Here is a 17,743-nt window from a genome sequence, read left to right on the forward strand (position 1 = left end):
GCGAACCCGCTGTGTACAGCGGGTTCGCTCATCCCTACCCTAGAATACCGCCTCCTTTCTGCCGATTCTCGATGGAGACCTGATCGTTCAGCGTCCAGAAATCGTACAGCACACCCAACAGGAAAAATCCGCCGGTAAAGAAGTACAGAATGGCCGTAATCCATTTACCCATGTACAACCGATGGACGCCAAAAATGCCTAGAAACGTCAACAGTATCCACGCAATGCTGTAATTGACGCGACCGCCCTGGAACCGCATATCTGCCTCACGATCCATGCTGGGGATCAGGAACAGGTCGATCAGCCAACCAACCCCTAGAAGGCCTAGCGTAAAAAACCAAATGGTGCCGGTAACCGGCTTTCCGTAATAAAAGCGATGAGCACCCAGAAAGCCAAAAATCCACAACAGGTATCCAAGCACTTTGCTATGCGTATCGTTTTGGTACTTCATGACAACCTCAGTCACAGAGCGGTAATGTCTGCTTCATAAGCAAGATTTTTTGATTTCACTGGTCATTCTGCCAGTGATTCCAACTGGTATAGAAACCTTTTGCGACATGAACCGCTGATTTTTGATAAATATCTCGACCGGCGGAGCGGAAATAAAACTATCGATCTGATATAAAGTTGCGCGATTTTGATTATCAGGTCCGTCGACAATGCGCTCTTTACTCATTACCTGGCTATCAGCCTGTTTGGTACTGCCTGTGACGGCAGTCCAGGCCAAAGAAGCCATTAGTGCTCGCGCTGCCGCTCCGGCTCATGCCAAGTCAGCACCACGTGCCAATAAACCCAAGGCACGTACACAACATGTTTATGCTCCTGCCAAGCCCAAGGCGGGAACCATTGTGCAAGCACATGCTGCCGCTCAGCATGCTGCGGCCAAGGAAAGCACCAAAGTAGTCAACCGCGCAATCGATGTACTAGGGACACCCTACCGTTGGGGCGGCACAACACCTAAGCATGGTTTTGACTGCAGCGGACTCGTGAATTATGTATACCGTGACGTCCAGAATCTTGAGCTACCTCGTACCTCTCAGGAGCTGGCTCGCATGGATGGCATGAAGGTTGGAAAAAAGGATCTAAAACCTGGCGATTTGATCTTTTTCAAGATCCACGGCCGTAACGTTGATCACGTTGCAATCTATATGGGCCATGACCGCTTTATCCATGCACCACGTCGCGGAGAAAGCGTACGGATTGATCATCTTAGCCGCCCCTACTGGAAAACGCGTTTCGCCTCAGCCAAGCGTGTTCTTCCCCAGATGGTCGCCACGAGTGAACAGCAGGTCCGCCCACGTAGTGCGCCTAATCCCCACAAGTCCTAACGATAGCGCTACCGTAAGCCCACCGTTGAGCAGAAGCGGTTGAAGACTTTCTGCAGCCCTTTATACTGTGCACATATACAGTAAAAAGGGCTGCTTCATGGAGTTGACCGACAAACTCATCGTTTTGGCTGACGCCGCCAAATATGACGTGTCATGTGCCAGTAGTGGAGCACCCAAGCGCTCATCCAAGGGTAAGGATGGTCTAGGCGCCACAGATGGCATGGGTATTTGCCACAGCTTTACGCCCGATGGCCGTTGCGTCTCCCTGCTTAAAATCTTACTGACCAACTTTTGCCTCTACGACTGCCAATACTGTGTCAATCGTAGGTCCAGCAATGTCCCCCGCGCCCGTTTCACGCCGGAAGAAGTTGTAAAACTTACGCTCGATTTTTATCGGCGCAATACCATCAGCGGTCTCTTCTTGAGCTCAGGAATTATCCGCTCGGCAGACTATACGATGGAGCAGCTGATCCGAGTGGCTCAGTTACTGCGCGAGGAGCATCAGTTTCGAGGTTATATTCATCTAAAGACCATTCCTGATGCAGATCCCTTACTAATCGCCAAGGCAGGGCTTTATGCCGATCGTCTTTCAGTCAATATCGAACTGCCTACCGAATCGGGCCTGACATGTCTTGCTCCTGAAAAGGAGGTTCGCAGCATCAAAAAAGCCATGGGCACGATCCGTCTTGGTCTGGAGGAAACCGCCGCTGAAAAGAATGCGCCACGCTTTGCACCGGCTGGGCAGAGTACGCAGATGATCGTAGGCGCTGATGCTACTGATGACCGGACCATACTGGATACCGCGCAAACCCTGTACGGCGCCTATCAGCTGAAACGCGTGTACTATTCGGCGTTCAGCCCCATCCCGGATAGTCCGAACTCCGTACCTCTCATACCTCCGCCTTTATTGCGCGAACATCGACTTTATCAAGCAGATTTTCTTATTAGAGGTTACGGTTTTACGGCCACGGAATTACCAACGGAAGGTGGAAATCTCCCGCTGGATATTGATCCTAAGCTTGCTTGGGCTCTGAGTAACCGTGACACTTTTCCCCTCGATCTCAATCAGGCGGAGCCTGCGTTAATTGCTCGGGTTCCAGGCATTGGGATGCTGTCAGCCAAGCGCCTCGTGACATTAAGACAGCAACGGCGTATCCGCTATGCAGATCTCATTCGTCTTCGTTGCAGCCTGGAAAAAGTCAGGCCGTTCATCATTGTTCACGATTACCGTCCCAGCTCCATGCTTGCTGAGTCCTTGCACCTTCGTACTCAGCTCAGTGAAAAGCCTGCCCAATTGGCGCTCTGGTGACTATGCGCACTGTTTTCTTTGACGGCTCGTTTGCAGGCTGGCGGCGCGTAGCCAGAAAGTTGCTAGAGCAGGACATAGCGCCCCATGAAATCAGTTGGCAAACCGAGCCTCTATCAAATGATTTGTTTGCTACCGCAGATGCACAGCCATTGGAAACGGCCTCATCAACTATCCGAGTACCCAGGCAACTTGCAGACTTATTGAACTTGGCAGCCTGTTATCGACATTCCCAGCGTTGGGCACTGCTATACCGTGTCCTGTGGCGAGTCATACGGGGTGATCAAGCAGCGATGCTGGCCGGTGACGAGGATGGTAGCGAATTGCACCGTTGGGCCAAGGCAGTCAGGCGAGAAATTCATCATTTACATGCTTTCCTACGCTTTAAACAGCGGGGCGAGCATGCGGGTAACCCCCACTACGTTGCGTGGCATGAGCCGGCTCATGATGTGTTGGCGCTGGCCGCCCCACATTTCTGCAACCGGATGGGGAATACCTCCTGGCTGATCGCCACACCGGAGGCAGCCGCATTATGGGATGGAAAGACATTAACGCTCGAGGCCCCCTGCCCCACAGGACTGGAAGCGCTTGCTAAACAGCAACGTGATGATGGCGAGCGCCTCTGGATGGCTTATTACGCAAGCACATTCAATCCCGCCCGCGCCAACCCCAAGGTCATGACGGGACATATGCCCAGGCGATTCTGGAAAGACCTGCCGGAGGGACCGTTGATCCCCACACTGCTTAGCGAGGCGCGCACCGGTACGCAGCGAACGGCCCAAGCGAAAAGCGTAAGCGAACAGACAGGAAAAACGGTACCCGTATCAGCTGCTGAGGTATTACCGGTACGCGAACAACCAAGCACCCTGGAAACCTGCCGTCGCTGCCCGCTCTGGCAGCGCGCCACTCAAGCCGTTCCAGGCGAGGGGCCTCTCAATGCGAGGCTTTTCCTGATAGGCGAGCAGCCCGGCGATCAGGAAGATCTGCAAGGCCGCCCTTTCATGGGGCCGGCTGGGCAGGTGCTTGATCGAGCTATTCGAGAGGCAGGCCTGCAGCGGGAATCGCTCTATCTGACCAATGCCGTCAAGCATTTCAAGTGGACGCCACAGGGACGTCGACGTAAACATGTTACCCCTACCGTTGAGATCGCCCCGTGCCGCCATTGGCTCGAGAACGAGCTGGATACCATCAAGCCGGACGTCATTGTTGCATTAGGGGCTACCGCACTGGAGTCCCTGATGCACAGAAAACCAGGCTCATTGAGTGAGTATATGGGTCGTGTTACACAGTGGCAGGGGCGGTGGCTGATCGTCACATACCACCCATCCTATGTTCTGCGCGCACCCGAGGAAGCCAGGCAGAGACAGGCCCAAGCAGCGCTTACCGCAGCCCTGGCACAGGCCAGGCAGCTACTTGAGCCTTAAAGGTTATCGGAAACGCTTGCTTTCCTCGCCCATATCCAGGGAGAGTCCTTGAGTAATGTTCGTCAAATGATCCGCATCGGTTTCGGAGCCCAGCTTGATCATCAAGCGCAGATCGTTGGCAGAGTCTGCATGCGCTAAAGCATCCTCGTAAGTGATCTCACCGTCTCGATAAAGCTGGTAAAGCGCTTGGTCGAAGGTCTGCATACCTAATTCTGTTGAGCGCTTCATAAGCGGCTTGAGCTCATGAACCTCCCCTTTTCGAATCAGATCTGCCGCCAGCGGTGTATTGATCAGTACTTCAATAACCGCCCTACGCCCCTTTCCGTCAACCGTTGGTACCAGCTGCTGTGCAACAATGGCCTTGAGGTTAAGCGAAAGGTCCATCCATATTTGCTGATGCCGATCAGCCGGGAAAAAGTGGATGATCCGCTCCAGCGCCTGGTTTGCATTATTGGCATGCAGTGTCGCCAGACAAAGGTGACCCGTCTCGGCAAACGCCACGGCATACTCCATCGTTTCCCGGGTACGCACCTCGCCGATCATGATGACATCAGGTGCCTGACGAAGCGTGTTCTTCAGCGCGACCTCAAAAGACTCCGTATCCAGGCCCACTTCCCGCTGCGTCACAATGCAGTTCTGGTGCTGGTGAATGTATTCGATAGGGTCTTCGATCGAGATGATATGGCCAGTGGAGTTCTTGTTGCGGTGACCAATCATGGCAGCTAGCGACGTGGATTTGCCCGTGCCGGTTGCCCCGACGAACAGCACCAGGCCACGCTTGGTCATGGACAGTTTTTTCAACGCCTCGGGCAGACGCAACTGATCAAGCGTAGGGATGTTTACCTCGATACGCCGAAGCACCATGCCCACCAGGTTACGCTGATAGAACGCACTTACCCGAAAACGCCCCACCCCTCTGGAGCTGATCGCAAAATTGCATTCATGCTTTTCGGCGAACTCCGCTCTCTGCTGTTCATTCATGACGCCAAGGACCACTTCCCGAGCCTGATCAGGCGAAAGCGGCTCCTTGGTTACCGGCAGAACACGACCGTTCACCTTCATGGACGGTGGAACACCGGTTGTAATGAATAGATCGGAGCCGCCCTTTTCGACCATCAGCCGCAGCAGCTTTTCGAATTCCATCAGAAGTTCTCCGGAATCTTGGCTTTCTCACGAGCGCTGTCGCGACTGATCAACCCCTTCGCCAGCAGGTTTTTCAGGCACATATCCAGCGTTTGCATTCCAAGACCACCACCTGTCTGGATGGCAGAGTACATCTGCGCCACTTTGTCTTCACGAATGAGGTTGCGGATCGCAGGCGTCCCAATCATGATTTCATGGGCAGCCACACGGCCCCCGCCGACCTTCTTGACAAGGGTCTGAGAGATAACGGCCTGCAGCGACTCGGACAACATCGAGCGAACCATGGATTTCTCTTCGGCCGGGAAAACGTCCACGATACGGTCGATCGTTTTGGCGGCCGATGTGGTGTGCAGCGTACCAAATACCAAGTGTCCGGTTTCCGCAGCGGTCAGCGCCAGCCGGATCGTTTCAAGGTCACGCAGCTCACCGACCAGAATGATATCCGGGTCCTCACGCAGCGCAGAGCGCAATGCCTCCGAGAAGCCTAGAGTATCGCGGTGCACTTCCCGCTGGTTGACCAGGCATTTCTTGGACTCGTGAACGAATTCGATCGGGTCTTCGATAGTCAGGATATGGTGATACTTGGTGTTATTCAGGTAATCCAGCATGGCCGCCAGCGTCGTTGACTTGCCGGAGCCTGTAGGACCGGTGACCAACACTAGACCACGAGGAACATCGGTTATCTTGCGAAACACATCGCCCATTCCCAGCTCTTCCATCGAAAGCACTTTAGAGGGAATAGTACGGAATACGGCACCCGGTCCACGGTTCTGATTGAAGGCATTGACACGAAAGCGTGCAATGCCTGGCACCTCGAACGAAAAGTCGGTTTCAAGGAATTCTTCATAATCCTTGCGCTGCTTGTCATTCATGATGTCGTAGATGAGCGCATGCACCTGCTTATCGTTGAAAGCGGGCAGGTTGATGCGTCGAACATCGCCGTCGACACGGATCATGGGTGGCAAACCGGAGGAAAGGTGTAGGTCGGATGCACCCTGTCTGGCACAAAACGCCAGCAGTTCCGTGATATCCATGAAGACTCCCTTAATACAAACAAGCAGGTAGAATGCCGCCTTATCAGCAGCGGTATTTAGAGAACGAGGTTGAATGTCAACGATAGCTGAAAATATCGCAACAGTACGCACCCGTATCCAAGCCGCAGCGCAGGCTTGTGGTCGTGACCCTGAGACCGTTGGTCTACTTGCCGTCAGCAAGACCAAACCGGCATCGGATCTACGCGAAGCGTACAACTGCGGGTTACAACATTTTGGCGAGAACTACCTGCAAGAAGCGATCCAGAAGCAGGAGATGCTGAAAGATCTGCCCTTGACCTGGCATTTCATCGGCCCGATTCAATCCAATAAGACACGCTCGATCGCTAGCCATTTCGATTGGGTACATTCCGTTGATCGCCTGAAAATCGCCCAGCGGCTTTCCGAGCAACGCCCAGAGGACATGCTCCCGCTCAATATTTGCCTACAGGTCAATATCAGTGGTGAGGCCAGCAAGTCAGGATGTTTGCCAGAAGAACTGCCTGAGCTGGCCCGTGCCGTTGCTCAGCTGCCCAACCTCGTCTTACGTGGGCTGATGGCTATACCAGAAGCCGCTACGGAACCTGAGGCGCAGCATGCTGCCTTTTCATCCCTACGAAAACTCAGCGAGGCGCTGAACCTGAATCTTGATACCCTGTCCATGGGCATGAGCCACGACTTGGAAGCAGCGATTGCCGAGGGCGCGACCTGGGTTCGAATCGGTACAGCACTGTTTGGTGCCAGACATTACAGCGCAACCCCTTCGCCTGCTTCTCATTAAGGAATTTACCTATGAGCGATACCCGCATCGCCTTTATCGGCGCCGGAAATATGGCGGCCAGTCTGATTGGAGGTCTTCTCGCACAGGGACTGCCGGCCAGCTGCATTACTGCAAGCAATCCTGACGCTGCACAACGCTCAGCGCTTGAGTCTGACCATGGGATTCAGACATTCACGTCTAACCTTGAGGCTGCCCAACAGGCTGATGTAATTGTCCTGTCGGTCAAGCCACAGGTCATGAAAAGCGTCTGTGAGGAGCTCTCCAGCGCACTTACCGGCACTCAGCTGATCGTTTCTGTTGCAGCTGGAATCACCTGTGCCAGCCTGACTCAATGGCTAGGCGAGCGTGCCCTGGTGCGCTGCATGCCCAACACCCCGGCACTGCTTCGCCAGGGTGCCAGCGGCCTGTATGCCAACGAGCATGTGTCATCAACCCAGCGCGATCAGGCTGAGCAGTTACTGTCTGCCGTAGGCCTTACCGTCTGGGTAGAAGACGAAAAGCAACTGGATGCCGTAACGGCAGTATCAGGCAGCGGCCCAGCGTATTTCTTCCTGATGATGGAAGCCATGACCCAGGCCGGTGAAGCACTTGGCCTGGACAGGGAGACATCAGCACGGCTGACCCTGCAGACAGCCCTTGGCACTGCCCAGATGGCCTTGAACAGCGAGGCGTCACCGGCCGAACTGCGCCGCCGCGTCACTTCACCTGGCGGCACTACCGAACAGGCCATCAAGACCTTTCAGGAGGGCGGCTTCGAGGCCCTCGTTCAACAAGCACTTTCAGCGGCTGCACGCCGCTCGGCCGAGCTGGCGGAAGAGCTCGGTAAATAAGGAGTAGTCATGTACGGATTGAATACCGCCCTGATTCTTATTCTGCAAACGCTTGGCAGTCTTTATCTGCTCATTGTTTTGCTGCGCTTCATTCTACAACTCGTGAAGGCAGATTTTTATAATCCCCTGAGTCAATTCATCGTCAAAGCCACACAACCCTTGCTGCGCCCGCTACGCAGAGTCATTCCAGGCTTTGGCGGCATCGATCTGGCATCGCTGGCGCTTGCGGTACTGGTACAGCTGGTTCTCATGGTTCTGCTGCTCCTCCTGACCAACGTTGAAGGCATAAACGGCCTCACCCTGATCACCATGCAATATGGCGTCGGCGGAGCAATTGCCCATCTGTTCATCTGGTCGTTGATTGCCGTGGCGTCCCTGTTTCTCAAGGTCTTTTTCTTCGCCATGATCATCAGCGTGATTCTCTCCTGGGTCGCGCCGGGCAGTTACAACCCCAGCGCCCAGCTTGTAAACCAGATCTGCGAACCTGTTCTGGCACCTTTCCGTCGCCTTCTGCCCAACCTGGGCGGGCTGGATATCTCGCCCATTTTCGCGTTTATTGCGATCAAATTGATCGACATGCTGGTCATCAACAACCTGGCCATGATGTCAGGTATGCCGTCGGTCCTCGCACCGTTCCTGTAAGCGATGGCCCCATCTGTTCGGTGGGGTCTTTATCGTTAACCATTCACACACTTTGCGTGACCGCCTAGAGAATCCCGTCGGGTCTTGATTGACGCAAGACCCGCCTTACGGCACCGTACCGCCCTTTATTACGCTCATGATGATGACAGGGATGGGGTATGGAGCGTCTGTCTCAGCAAGTCGATGCCTACGCGACTTGGAAGCTTGAACTCATACAGCAGATCAATCGCTACAGCGGCTGGCTTGTTCGTAATCGCCTCAATTCGCAAAGCCTTGATGAAACCCTGGCACGCTGTGTTCAGATCTTGCGCGACGATCACATTACGCTGGCTTTCGCTGGTGAGTTTTCGCGTGGAAAAACCGAACTGATCAATGCCTTGTTCTTTGCCGACTACGGGCAGCGCATGCTGCCGTCCCAGGCTGGCAGAACAACCATGTGCCCTACCGAGCTCTTCTATGATGCCAAGGCAGAAGCCCCGTATATTCGGCTTCTACCTATCGAATCACGGCTGGATGACCTCAGTATTGCAGATCTGAGAAGCGATACGGCCCGTTGGCAACAGATTGCACTGGATTACGAACAGCCGGACCTCATGGCAGCTGCGCTCGGAAAGGTCGCCGAAACGCGCCTAGTGCCGGTTGAGCAGGCCATATCCCTTGGATTCGATGCCGAGCAGCTGGACAAGCCCAGCAAGGACGGAATGGTCGAAATCCCGACCTGGCGCCATGCGATCATCAACTTCGATCATCCCTTGCTGCGTCAGGGCCTACGCATACTCGATACGCCAGGCCTCAACGCGCTTGGCAGTGAGCCTGAACTGACACTTTCGATGCTTCCAGCCGCTCAGGCCGTACTGTTTCTGCTTGCGGCCGATACGGGGGTTACAGCCTCCGACCTTCAGCTGTGGGAGCATCACATCAAGCCAACCAGTGACGACGCGGAAGGCTCGCTGTTCGCGGTACTCAACAAGATCGATACCCTCTGGGGCGACCTGAATGGTGACGAATCCGTCGATCAGTCCATCCAGCGCATTCGTGAGGTCAGCGCTCGTCATCTGGGCATTCCCATGACGGATGTACTGCCCTTGTCTGCCAAGCAAGCCTTGCTTGCCAAGGTACGCCATGACACAGCGCTGCTTGAGCGCAGCCAGCTGGCCGCCCTCGAACGCCTGCTCTGTGACCGTATCGTTGGGCACAGAGAGCGTTTGCTACAAAGCCGAGTGGTCAATCAGGTGATTTCACTTCTGGCGAGCAGCCATGCGCTTCTGGGCGAACGCTTCGAGGATATGAAGCGGCAACATGCATTACTGGAAAATGCCGCTACCGGCTCGACGCTGGCAGAGCAGATAGAAAAAACACGTGAGGAGCATGCGCTTTATCACAAGCGGCTACTTAACCTGCGCACCACACAGCGGATGCTTCAGGGGCAGGCCGTCCTACTTAACGATGCCCTGAACCCGGCACGCCTTGAAAGGCACCTGACCGACGTACGCAATAACCTTGCAGGAAGCTGGACCACACTAGGCATCAGCGAAGCGATCCATCGCTTCTTCCAAAGCGTTGAACACGACATGTTATCCCTTTACTACGAGGGTGAACGTGCGAACAAGGTTCTTCAGTCGATTTACCAGCGTCACAACGAAGAAAATCCTGGCCATCGCCTGGATGCTCCCCGTTTGCGTGTCAAAGCGCAGATCCGTGCGCTTCGCCAGCTACAGCAGAAGTCGGATCGTTTCCGTCGTCAGATGAAAACGCTGTTTACTGAACAGCGTGTGCTGACTCGCCGGTTCTTTGCAACGCTGGTAAAGGAAGCGGTCTTCGTGCATGAGCAGGCCTGTCGGGAAGCCAAACGCTGGAACGAGGTTGCCCTGCTGCCTCTCATTCAGTTTACTCGCGAGCACAAGCAGTTGCTGGAATCCAATATGCTGGAGCTCAAGGCGCTGACCCAGCAGGCGCTGGATACCCAGCAACAGAAGAGTCGTCTGCAAACCTACTGCGAAACACTGGCAGGTCAGCTTGATGAGGCCAACGATATCTTGCGACAGTTGCGCCGCCCTGCTCCGGCCCAACGCCATGCCAAGGTCGTCGCTCTCCCCGGGGTAAGTGTCGCCTAGCCACATCGGGCCTTTATCCGATGCGGCAAGCACCCTGCTTGCAGGATGCTTGCCGCTTGCGATGGCGCTCTTTAGACTGGCGCCCTCTCACGTATAAGAGCCTTAAATGCCCAGCGTCATACCCCCTGATTCCGTAGGCCTGGTTACGCCTCAGGTCCTTCACTTCTCCGAGCCGCTCCCCTTGGCTTGCGGCAGGTCTTTGGCCGAGTACGATCTGGTCATCGAGACGTATGGAGAGCTCAACGAAAACCGTAGCAATGCTGTGCTCATTTGCCATGCCCTGTCCGGCCATCACCATGCGGCGGGCTACCACAGCATGGAGGATCGCAAGCCGGGCTGGTGGGACAGCTGTATCGGTCCAGGAAAGCCCATCGATACCCGCCGGTTCTTTGTCGTCGCACTGAACAACCTGGGCGGCTGTAACGGATCAACAGGCCCAGGCAGCGCCAATCCTGCTACAGGAAAGCCCTACGGCGCCGACTTTCCCGTCATTACCGTGGAAGACTGGGTCAATAGCCAGGCACGTCTGGCTGATGCGCTAGGCATTCAACAATGGGCGGCCGTCGTAGGCGGCAGCATGGGAGGCATGCAGGCCCTGCAATGGACCATCAGCTACCCTGATCGTGTACGTCACTGCATGGCTATCGCCTCGGCGCCCAGACTATCAGCTCAGAACATTGCATTTAATGAAGTGGCACGCCAAGCCATTCTGACTGATGAAGAATTCCATGGCGGTCGCTTCTATGAGCAGAACGTCGTACCCAAGCGGGGACTGATGCTGGCCCGCATGGTAGGTCACATCACCTATCTATCCGATGACGCAATGGGGCAGAAGTTTGGCCGCGAACTCAAGACAGACAAGTTGAACTACGACTTCCACAGTGTGGAATTTCAAGTCGAAAGCTACCTGCGCTATCAGGGCGAAGAATTTTCAGGCCGCTTCGATGCCAATACCTACCTGCTGATGACCAAAGCGCTGGATTACTTTGATCCCGCCAGTGCACACGATGGTGATCTAGCCAGAACGTTTGCAGATGCAAAGGCTGATTTCTGCATCATGTCCTTCACGACAGACTGGCGCTTCTCACCGGCCCGCTCACGCGAGATCGTGGATGCCTTGATTGCAGCGAAAAAGAATGTCAGCTATCTCGACATCGACGCGCCACAAGGGCATGACGCTTTTCTTCTACCGATCCCCCGGTACCTGGAAGCCTTCGTTAGTTATATGAATCGCATTGCTGTATGAGGGCCTGAACGTGCGTGCCGATCTGGATATCATCAAAGACTGGATTCCCGCCGGTAGCCGGGTCCTTGACCTGGGATGTGGTAATGGCGAGCTGCTTGCCTATCTGCAGACAAACAAGCAGGTCACCGGCTATGGCCTTGAGATCAACGACGAAAACATCAAGCAGTGCATTCGCAGAGGTGTAAACGTCCTTGAGCAAGACTTGGATAAGGGGCTGGGGAATTTTGCCAGCAACAGTTTTGACATTGTTGTCATGAGCCAGGCCCTGCAAGCGGTGCATTACCCTGATCGTATTCTTGGGGAAATGCTGCGCGTAGGCAGAGAATGCATCATTACCTTCCCGAATTTTGGTCACTGGCGCTGCCGCTGGTATTTGGCCCGTAACGGTCGAATGCCGGTATCGGAGTTCTTGCCTTATACCTGGTACAACACGCCGAACATCCACTTCTGTACGTTTGAGGATTTCGAGCGTCTGTGCCATGAACTCAAGGTCAAGGTGCTTGACCGGCTGGCCGTTGACCGTCAGCACCGCCACGGCATTGGTAGCCGCCTGTGGCCCAACCTCCTGGGCGAGATCGGTATTTATCGCGTGACGGGCCAGTCGTTGTAAGACAGGTTCGTCACACTGATTCAGATGACGTCATGACCCGCCATCTGAATCACGTACATCGACTTTCCAGATTTCATATCATGCGAACAGGCATTTGCCTGTCTCCGCCTCAAACCAGAGATGACACGACATGATTCAATTGTCCGAGCTGGTGCTGGCCAGCCACAACGCCGGTAAGCTCAAAGAACTTCAAGCCATGCTGGGTAACGCCGTCAAGGTGCGCTCCGTCGGTGAATTCAGTCAGGTCGAACCGGAAGAGACTGGGCTTTCCTTTATTGAAAACGCCATTCTCAAAGCGCGTAATGCAGCGCGTGTATCCGGCCTGCCCGCCCTGGCCGATGACTCCGGCCTTGCTGTCGACGCTTTGGGTGGCGCGCCCGGTATCTACTCGGCACGCTATGCAGAAGGACGCGGCGATGCCGCGAACAATGCAAAGCTGCTCAAAACTCTTGAAAACACTCCTGAAGCCGAGCGTGGCGCTCAGTTTGTCAGTGTGCTGGCCTTGGTTCGCCACGCTGATGACCCGCTTCCTATCGTTTGTGAAGGGATCTGGGAAGGGCGCATCCTCTTCGAAGCCCGAGGTGAGCATGGCTTTGGGTATGACCCTCTTTTCTGGGTGCCCGAGCGGGACTGCTCGAGTGCAGAGCTGACACCTGCGGAAAAGAACCGTATCAGCCACCGTGCCCGTGCCATGGCTATTCTTCGTGAGCGGCTCGGACTTTGATTCGATCAGCCTCGTTTGAACTGCCGCCCCTGTCGGCCTATATCCATATTCCGTGGTGCGTGCGTAAATGTCCTTATTGCGACTTCAACTCGCACGCAGCAGGGCCCGAGCTACCTGAAGAGGCCTATGTCGATGCCTTGCTGGCAGACTTGGATGCGGACCTTGTCCATGTGCATGGCCGACCACTGACCTCCATCTTTTTTGGAGGTGGCACTCCCAGTCTGTTTTCAGCCAGGGCGCTGGGGCGCTTGCTTGAAGGCGTCGAGCGCCGCGTTGCCTTTGCTTCCAATATCGAAATTACCCTTGAGGCTAACCCAGGGACATTCGAACAGGACAAGTTTGCCGCCTACCGGCAGCTCGGCATCAACCGGCTTTCAATTGGCATCCAGAGCTTTCAGGACGCCAAGTTAAAAGCCTTGGGCCGGATCCACGGGCAGGACGAAGCGGTTCGAGCCGCCGAGATGGCACGCCGGGCAGGGTTCGATAACTTCAATCTGGACCTCATGCACGGCCTGCCAGGCCAGAGCGTTGCCGATGCGATGGCGGATCTTGAACAGGCGATTGCCCTCGCGCCTACGCATATTTCCTGGTATCAGCTCACCATGGAACCCAATACCGTCTTTTGGAGCCAGCCGCCTGAGCTACCTGAAGACGATACCCTCTGGGATATTCAGGAAGCGGGACAGGCTCGACTTGCCGAAATGGGTTATCGGCAATACGAGACCTCGGCCTATGCCCAGCCTGGACGCCAGGCACGTCACAACCTGAATTACTGGACATTCGGTGATTTCCTTGGAATTGGCGCGGGCGCCCACGCCAAGCTGAGCGCACCTGATGGTCAGATTATTCGCACCTGGAAGACGCGCCTTCCCAAGGACTATCTGGATTCTGCCAAGCATTTCCAGGCCGGTGAGCGTGTACTGACGCCAGCAGAGCTGCCTTTTGAATTCATGATGAATGCCCTTCGCCTGGTAGAAGGCGTTTCAAGTGAGCAGTATCCACAGCGAACCGGCCAGCCCCTGGAAAGCCTATCTGGGGCACTGGAAGCGCTACGCGGCAAAGGTCTGCTTGAGAAGGATTCGACCAGGTTGGCCCCTACGTCCCGAGGGCAGCTTTTTTTGAATGATGTGCTGCAGCATTTTCTGTCTGACTAAGGAGACATGACGCTTGGACTACCTACTTAGCCTTATTGCAGAGGCTTCTCGCTGGTGCCGCGGTCATCTGGCCGAGATCGCCCTGGCTCTGATTTCAACCCTGCTGGTAATGTTCGGCACTGAAATCAACAACTGGATGAAGCAGCGCCTGGGCAATTTGCCTACCTTTGTACGGGTTCCGGTTCTGGCTTCGGCTTCAGTAAGTCTTTACGGCGCAGCAACTACCCACCTGACCCCCTGGGTTGTGAAAGGCTTAGGACAGTTCAACAATTACAGCCTGGCACCCGCCTTGCTGGTCGGTGCTTGTCTGCTGGGTGTTCTAGCCGAGCGACGCTGAGATACGCAGAAAAAAGGCCTGACATCTGTCAGGCCTTTTTTATTATTCGGTACGCTCGAACTTCAGATCCCAGACACCGTGCCCAAGTCGCTCACCTCTACGCTCGAACTTAGTGATGGGTCGCTCTTCGGGACGCGGAACATAGCGCTCATCTGAAGCCTGATTCCGATACCCCGGCGCGACACTCATGACTTCCAGCATGTATTCCGCATAGGGCTCCCAGTCGGTTGCCATATGCAGCACCCCACCAACCTTGAGCTTGCTACGAATCAGCTCGGCAAACTCAGGCTGAACGATACGACGCTTATGGTGGCGGGCCTTGTGCCATGGGTCTGGGAAAAACAGCAGAACCCGATCCAGACTTGCATCAGCCACGCACTGGCGAAGCACTTCCAAGGCATCGCAGCTATAGACACGCACATTGGACAACTGCTGTGTCAGAAGGCCATTCAGCAACGCGCCGACCCCAGGACGGTGGACCTCAACACCAATGAAGTCCTGCTCCGGCGCTGCGGCTGCCATTTCCAGTAGAGAGTGCCCCATACCAAAGCCGATTTCAAAGGTACGAGGCGCTTGGCGACCAAACACAGCGTCGAAATCCTGTAGCCCCGCATCCAGGTCGAGACCGAAGCGGGGCCAGCCTTGGTCATGCCCCTTTTTTTGACCTTCCGTCATGCGTCCCGCACGCATGACAAAGCTTTTGATGGTACGCATTGGGCGTGCGGGGGCGTTATCGAATTCCTGATCGCTCATGGCTATTCACAAAGACAGCACGACCCGGCCTGGAGGCCGGGTCGTTAAGGTTAAGGTGGAATGAAACGTCGTGATCAGCTGATCAGACCTTCCAGAGGTGACGAGGCGGAGGCATATAGCTTGCGTGGCATCCGACCTGCCAGATAAGCCATGCGCCCTGCCAGGATGGCGTGCTTCATGGCTTCGCCCATCAGGACAGGATCCTTGGCGTGGGCAATGGCGGTGTTCATCAGGACGGCATCACATCCCAGCTCCATTGCAATGGTGGCATCCGAAGCAGTACCTACACCGGCATCGACCAGAACCGGCACCTTGGCCTCTTCCAGAATGATGCGCAGGTTGTACGGATTGCAGATACCCAGACCGGAACCGATCAGACCGGCCAGCGGCATAACCGCAATACAGCCAATCTCCGCCAACTGACGGGCAATGATAGGGTCATCACTGGTATACACCATGACATCGAACCCATCCTTTACCAAGGTTTCGGCGGCCTTCAAGGTTTCGATGACGTTTGGGAACAACGTTTTCTGATCCGCCAGTACCTCAAGCTTGACCAGTGAGTGCCCATCAAGAAGCTCGCGCGCCAGACGGCAGGTACGCACAGCTTCAACAGCGTCATAGCAGCCAGCCGTGTTGGGCAGAATGGTATAGCGATCCGGTGGAATGACGTCCAACAGATTAGGCTCACCGGGATTCTGTCCGATATTGGTCCGGCGAACCGCAACGGTCACGATTTCGGCTCCCGACGCCTCGATGGCCAGACGGGTTTCTTCCAGGTCCTTGTATTTACCGGTGCCTACCAGCAGACGCGACTGGTAAGTGCGTCCGGCCAGGGTAAGCGGTGTATCTTGACGATTGCTGTTCATGGCAGATTCTCCGGCGGTCTAGCCGCCACCAATAGCATGAACCACTTCCAGCTGATCGCCGTCCACAAGCGTGGTATCGGCGTGCTGGCTGCGGGGTACGATATCGAGGTTTCGTTCCACGGCTACCCGTTTTCCGGTCAGTTCAAGCCGGACGAGCAAGTCCGCCACGGTGGCACCGTCAGGAAGTTCGAAAGATTCGCCGTTCAATTGAATGCGCATGGCAGAAGCGGTCTGAAATGTATGAAGGGCTGCATTCTAGCCCCTTCTGCCACGATGACCAACGTTGTATCGTCATCTAGGCCAGACGCCAGGCCACCAATCCAAGACAAACCCACCCTGCCAGGAAGGCGAGCCCGCCAAAAGGCGTGACGATGCCCAGCTTGCTGATACCTGACAATGTCAGAGTATAAAGGCTGCCAGAGAACAGAATAATCCCTATGGCGAAGAAGGCGCCGGCCAAGCTAACCAAACGCCCCTGCAGATGCGTAGCCAGCAGGGCAACGCCCAGCAATGCCAGGGCATGTATGAGCTGATATAACACGCCGGTCTGGAATACAGCCAGGTGCTCCGGCGACAGTCGCCCTTTCAAACCATGGGCGGCGAATGCACCAAGACCGACGCCAGTAAAGCCAAACACGGCGGCCAGCATGAGAAACGTACGAAGCATGGATAACCCCCAGACAGAATCGAAGCGATCGTTATAATGGACCGCTCATAACTAAAGACCAAGTCGCATGGTGCGCTCTCTTCTACGCCGTCTATTTCGCTACATACTCATCTCCATGGCTGCGAGCGTACTGCTCGTGTTGCTCTTTCGCTGGGTGCCCCCACCCGGCTCGATGGTCATGGTCGAACGAAAGATAGAATCCTGGGTCGATGGCAAGCCCATCGATCTGCAGCGGGAATGGCGGCCATGGCGTGAACTACCAGACAACCTGAAGATGTCGGTGGTGGCAGGAGAGGATCAACACTTTAGTGAGCACTGGGGCTTCGACATGGACGCCATTCGTCAGGCCTTCAGCCATAACGAAGCCGGTGGTTCCCTACGTGGAGCTAGCACGATCAGTCAGCAGGTTGCCAAGAATCTATTTCTCTGGACGGGCCGTAGCTGGGTACGTAAAGGCCTGGAAGCCTGGTTTACCGTGCTGATTGAAACCCTTTGGCCCAAGCAGCGCATCCTGGAAGTTTACCTCAACAGCGTTGAATGGGATTCTGGCATCTTCGGCGCTGAAGCCGCTGCGCAGCACCATTTCGGTATTGGCGCACCGTACTTGTCGGATCGACAAGCCAGCCTGCTGGCTGCCATCCTGCCCAACCCTAGGGAATGGAGTCCAAGTCATCCTAGCGCTTACGTTAGCCGTCGTGCCAACTGGATACGGCAGCAGGTCCGGCAGTTGGGCGGTAGTGACTACCTGTTGCACATGAAATAAAAAAGGCCCTGGTAATAACCA

Annotated in this window: 20 protein-coding genes; 13 read left to right on the forward strand and 7 right to left on the reverse strand. The window is 55.3% G+C overall.

The annotated features are described in order from the left end of the window. Window positions 1–34 precede the first annotated feature (34 nt). The gene (locus tag AC4LF3_RS15070; protein ID WP_010795397.1) at window positions 35–451 is read right to left on the reverse strand and encodes an NINE protein; all 417 of its coding nucleotides are present in this window, start codon (window positions 449–451) and stop codon (window positions 35–37) included. Window positions 452–659: 208 nt separating this feature from the next. On the opposite strand from AC4LF3_RS15070, the gene AC4LF3_RS15075 reads away from it, so the two are divergent. The 3 genes from AC4LF3_RS15075 (at window position 660) to AC4LF3_RS15085 (ending at window position 4,058) form a co-directional block, all read left to right on the forward strand. Continuing rightward, on the forward strand, window positions 660–1,328 hold the full coding sequence (locus AC4LF3_RS15075) for a C40 family peptidase (RefSeq protein WP_491835641.1): 669 nt from the start codon (window positions 660–662) through the stop codon (window positions 1,326–1,328). 97 nt (window positions 1,329–1,425) lie between these two features. Then, entirely contained in the window at window positions 1,426–2,637 is a 1,212-nt protein-coding gene (locus AC4LF3_RS15080; protein WP_491835643.1) for a putative DNA modification/repair radical SAM protein, read from the forward strand. Window positions 2,638–2,639: 2 nt separating this feature from the next. Further along, window positions 2,640–4,058 (forward strand): UdgX family uracil-DNA binding protein, encoded by a 1,419-nt coding sequence (locus tag AC4LF3_RS15085; RefSeq protein WP_491836300.1) that lies wholly within the window; start codon window positions 2,640–2,642, stop codon window positions 4,056–4,058. Window positions 4,059–4,061: 3 nt separating this feature from the next. Here the strand turns inward: AC4LF3_RS15085 and AC4LF3_RS15090 are convergent, their stop codons facing one another. Then, window positions 4,062–5,201: a PilT/PilU family type 4a pilus ATPase gene (locus tag AC4LF3_RS15090; protein ID WP_491835645.1), complete on the reverse strand. Its 1,140-nt coding sequence runs from the start codon at window positions 5,199–5,201 to the stop codon at window positions 4,062–4,064. After that, on the reverse strand, window positions 5,201–6,235 hold the full coding sequence (locus AC4LF3_RS15095) for a type IV pilus twitching motility protein PilT (RefSeq protein WP_010795402.1): 1,035 nt from the start codon (window positions 6,233–6,235) through the stop codon (window positions 5,201–5,203). Before AC4LF3_RS15095 ends, AC4LF3_RS15090 begins: the two co-directional genes overlap by 1 nt. A gap of 73 nt (window positions 6,236–6,308) precedes the next feature. On the opposite strand from AC4LF3_RS15095, the gene AC4LF3_RS15100 reads away from it, so the two are divergent. The 9 genes from AC4LF3_RS15100 to AC4LF3_RS15140 all read left to right on the forward strand — a co-directional run bounded on the left by AC4LF3_RS15100 (window position 6,309) and on the right by AC4LF3_RS15140 (window position 14,670). After that, complete coding sequence (locus tag AC4LF3_RS15100) at window positions 6,309–7,013, forward strand: YggS family pyridoxal phosphate-dependent enzyme (RefSeq protein WP_434140083.1); 705 nt, start codon at window positions 6,309–6,311, stop codon at window positions 7,011–7,013. A gap of 11 nt (window positions 7,014–7,024) precedes the next feature. Continuing rightward, on the forward strand, window positions 7,025–7,843 hold the full coding sequence (proC, locus tag AC4LF3_RS15105; protein WP_074824936.1) for a pyrroline-5-carboxylate reductase: 819 nt from the start codon (window positions 7,025–7,027) through the stop codon (window positions 7,841–7,843). 9 nt (window positions 7,844–7,852) lie between these two features. Continuing rightward, window positions 7,853–8,485 carry a YggT family protein gene (locus tag AC4LF3_RS15110; RefSeq protein WP_010795405.1) on the forward strand — a complete coding sequence of 211 codons (633 nt, stop codon included), beginning with the start codon at window positions 7,853–7,855 and terminating at the stop codon, window positions 8,483–8,485. 158 nt (window positions 8,486–8,643) lie between these two features. Then, a complete protein-coding gene (locus tag AC4LF3_RS15115) occupies window positions 8,644–10,599 on the forward strand; it encodes a dynamin family protein (RefSeq protein WP_491835648.1) in 1,956 nt (651 codons plus the stop codon). A 106-nt stretch (window positions 10,600–10,705) separates the two neighbouring features. After that, complete coding sequence (gene metX, locus AC4LF3_RS15120) at window positions 10,706–11,845, forward strand: homoserine O-succinyltransferase MetX (RefSeq protein ID WP_491835650.1); 1,140 nt, start codon at window positions 10,706–10,708, stop codon at window positions 11,843–11,845. A gap of 10 nt (window positions 11,846–11,855) precedes the next feature. Then, complete coding sequence (gene metW / locus AC4LF3_RS15125) at window positions 11,856–12,455, forward strand: methionine biosynthesis protein MetW (RefSeq protein ID WP_491835652.1); 600 nt, start codon at window positions 11,856–11,858, stop codon at window positions 12,453–12,455. Window positions 12,456–12,585: 130 nt separating this feature from the next. Further along, window positions 12,586–13,179 (forward strand): RdgB/HAM1 family non-canonical purine NTP pyrophosphatase, encoded by a 594-nt coding sequence (rdgB, locus tag AC4LF3_RS15130; protein WP_491835654.1) that lies wholly within the window; start codon window positions 12,586–12,588, stop codon window positions 13,177–13,179. Next, a complete protein-coding gene (gene hemW, locus AC4LF3_RS15135) occupies window positions 13,176–14,333 on the forward strand; it encodes a radical SAM family heme chaperone HemW (RefSeq protein ID WP_491835656.1) in 1,158 nt (385 codons plus the stop codon). Before rdgB ends, hemW begins: the two co-directional genes overlap by 4 nt. A gap of 13 nt (window positions 14,334–14,346) precedes the next feature. Continuing rightward, the gene (locus AC4LF3_RS15140; protein WP_010795411.1) at window positions 14,347–14,670 is read left to right on the forward strand and encodes a DUF3392 family protein; all 324 of its coding nucleotides are present in this window, start codon (window positions 14,347–14,349) and stop codon (window positions 14,668–14,670) included. A gap of 42 nt (window positions 14,671–14,712) precedes the next feature. Here AC4LF3_RS15140 and trmB read toward each other — a convergent pair whose 3' ends face one another. From trmB to AC4LF3_RS15160, 4 genes are all read right to left on the reverse strand, one after another. After that, the gene (trmB, locus tag AC4LF3_RS15145; RefSeq protein ID WP_218567940.1) at window positions 14,713–15,384 is read right to left on the reverse strand and encodes a tRNA (guanosine(46)-N7)-methyltransferase TrmB; all 672 of its coding nucleotides are present in this window, start codon (window positions 15,382–15,384) and stop codon (window positions 14,713–14,715) included. Between the two features lie 113 nt (window positions 15,385–15,497). Next, a complete protein-coding gene (locus AC4LF3_RS15150; protein WP_074824958.1) occupies window positions 15,498–16,292 on the reverse strand; it encodes a thiazole synthase in 795 nt (264 codons plus the stop codon). 18 nt (window positions 16,293–16,310) lie between these two features. After that, window positions 16,311–16,511, reverse strand: coding sequence for a sulfur carrier protein ThiS (gene thiS, locus AC4LF3_RS15155; RefSeq protein ID WP_010795414.1), 201 nt, complete (start codon window positions 16,509–16,511; stop codon window positions 16,311–16,313). 76 nt (window positions 16,512–16,587) lie between these two features. After that, on the reverse strand, window positions 16,588–16,959 hold the full coding sequence (locus AC4LF3_RS15160) for a DUF423 domain-containing protein (RefSeq protein WP_019364334.1): 372 nt from the start codon (window positions 16,957–16,959) through the stop codon (window positions 16,588–16,590). Window positions 16,960–17,026: 67 nt separating this feature from the next. Here AC4LF3_RS15160 and mtgA point away from each other — a divergent pair, with 67 nt between their 5' ends. Then, window positions 17,027–17,722, forward strand: coding sequence for a monofunctional biosynthetic peptidoglycan transglycosylase (gene mtgA / locus AC4LF3_RS15165; protein WP_491835659.1), 696 nt, complete (start codon window positions 17,027–17,029; stop codon window positions 17,720–17,722). Window positions 17,723–17,743 lie beyond the last annotated feature (21 nt).

This window comes from Pseudomonas sp. C2.3V (assembly GCF_058536325.1).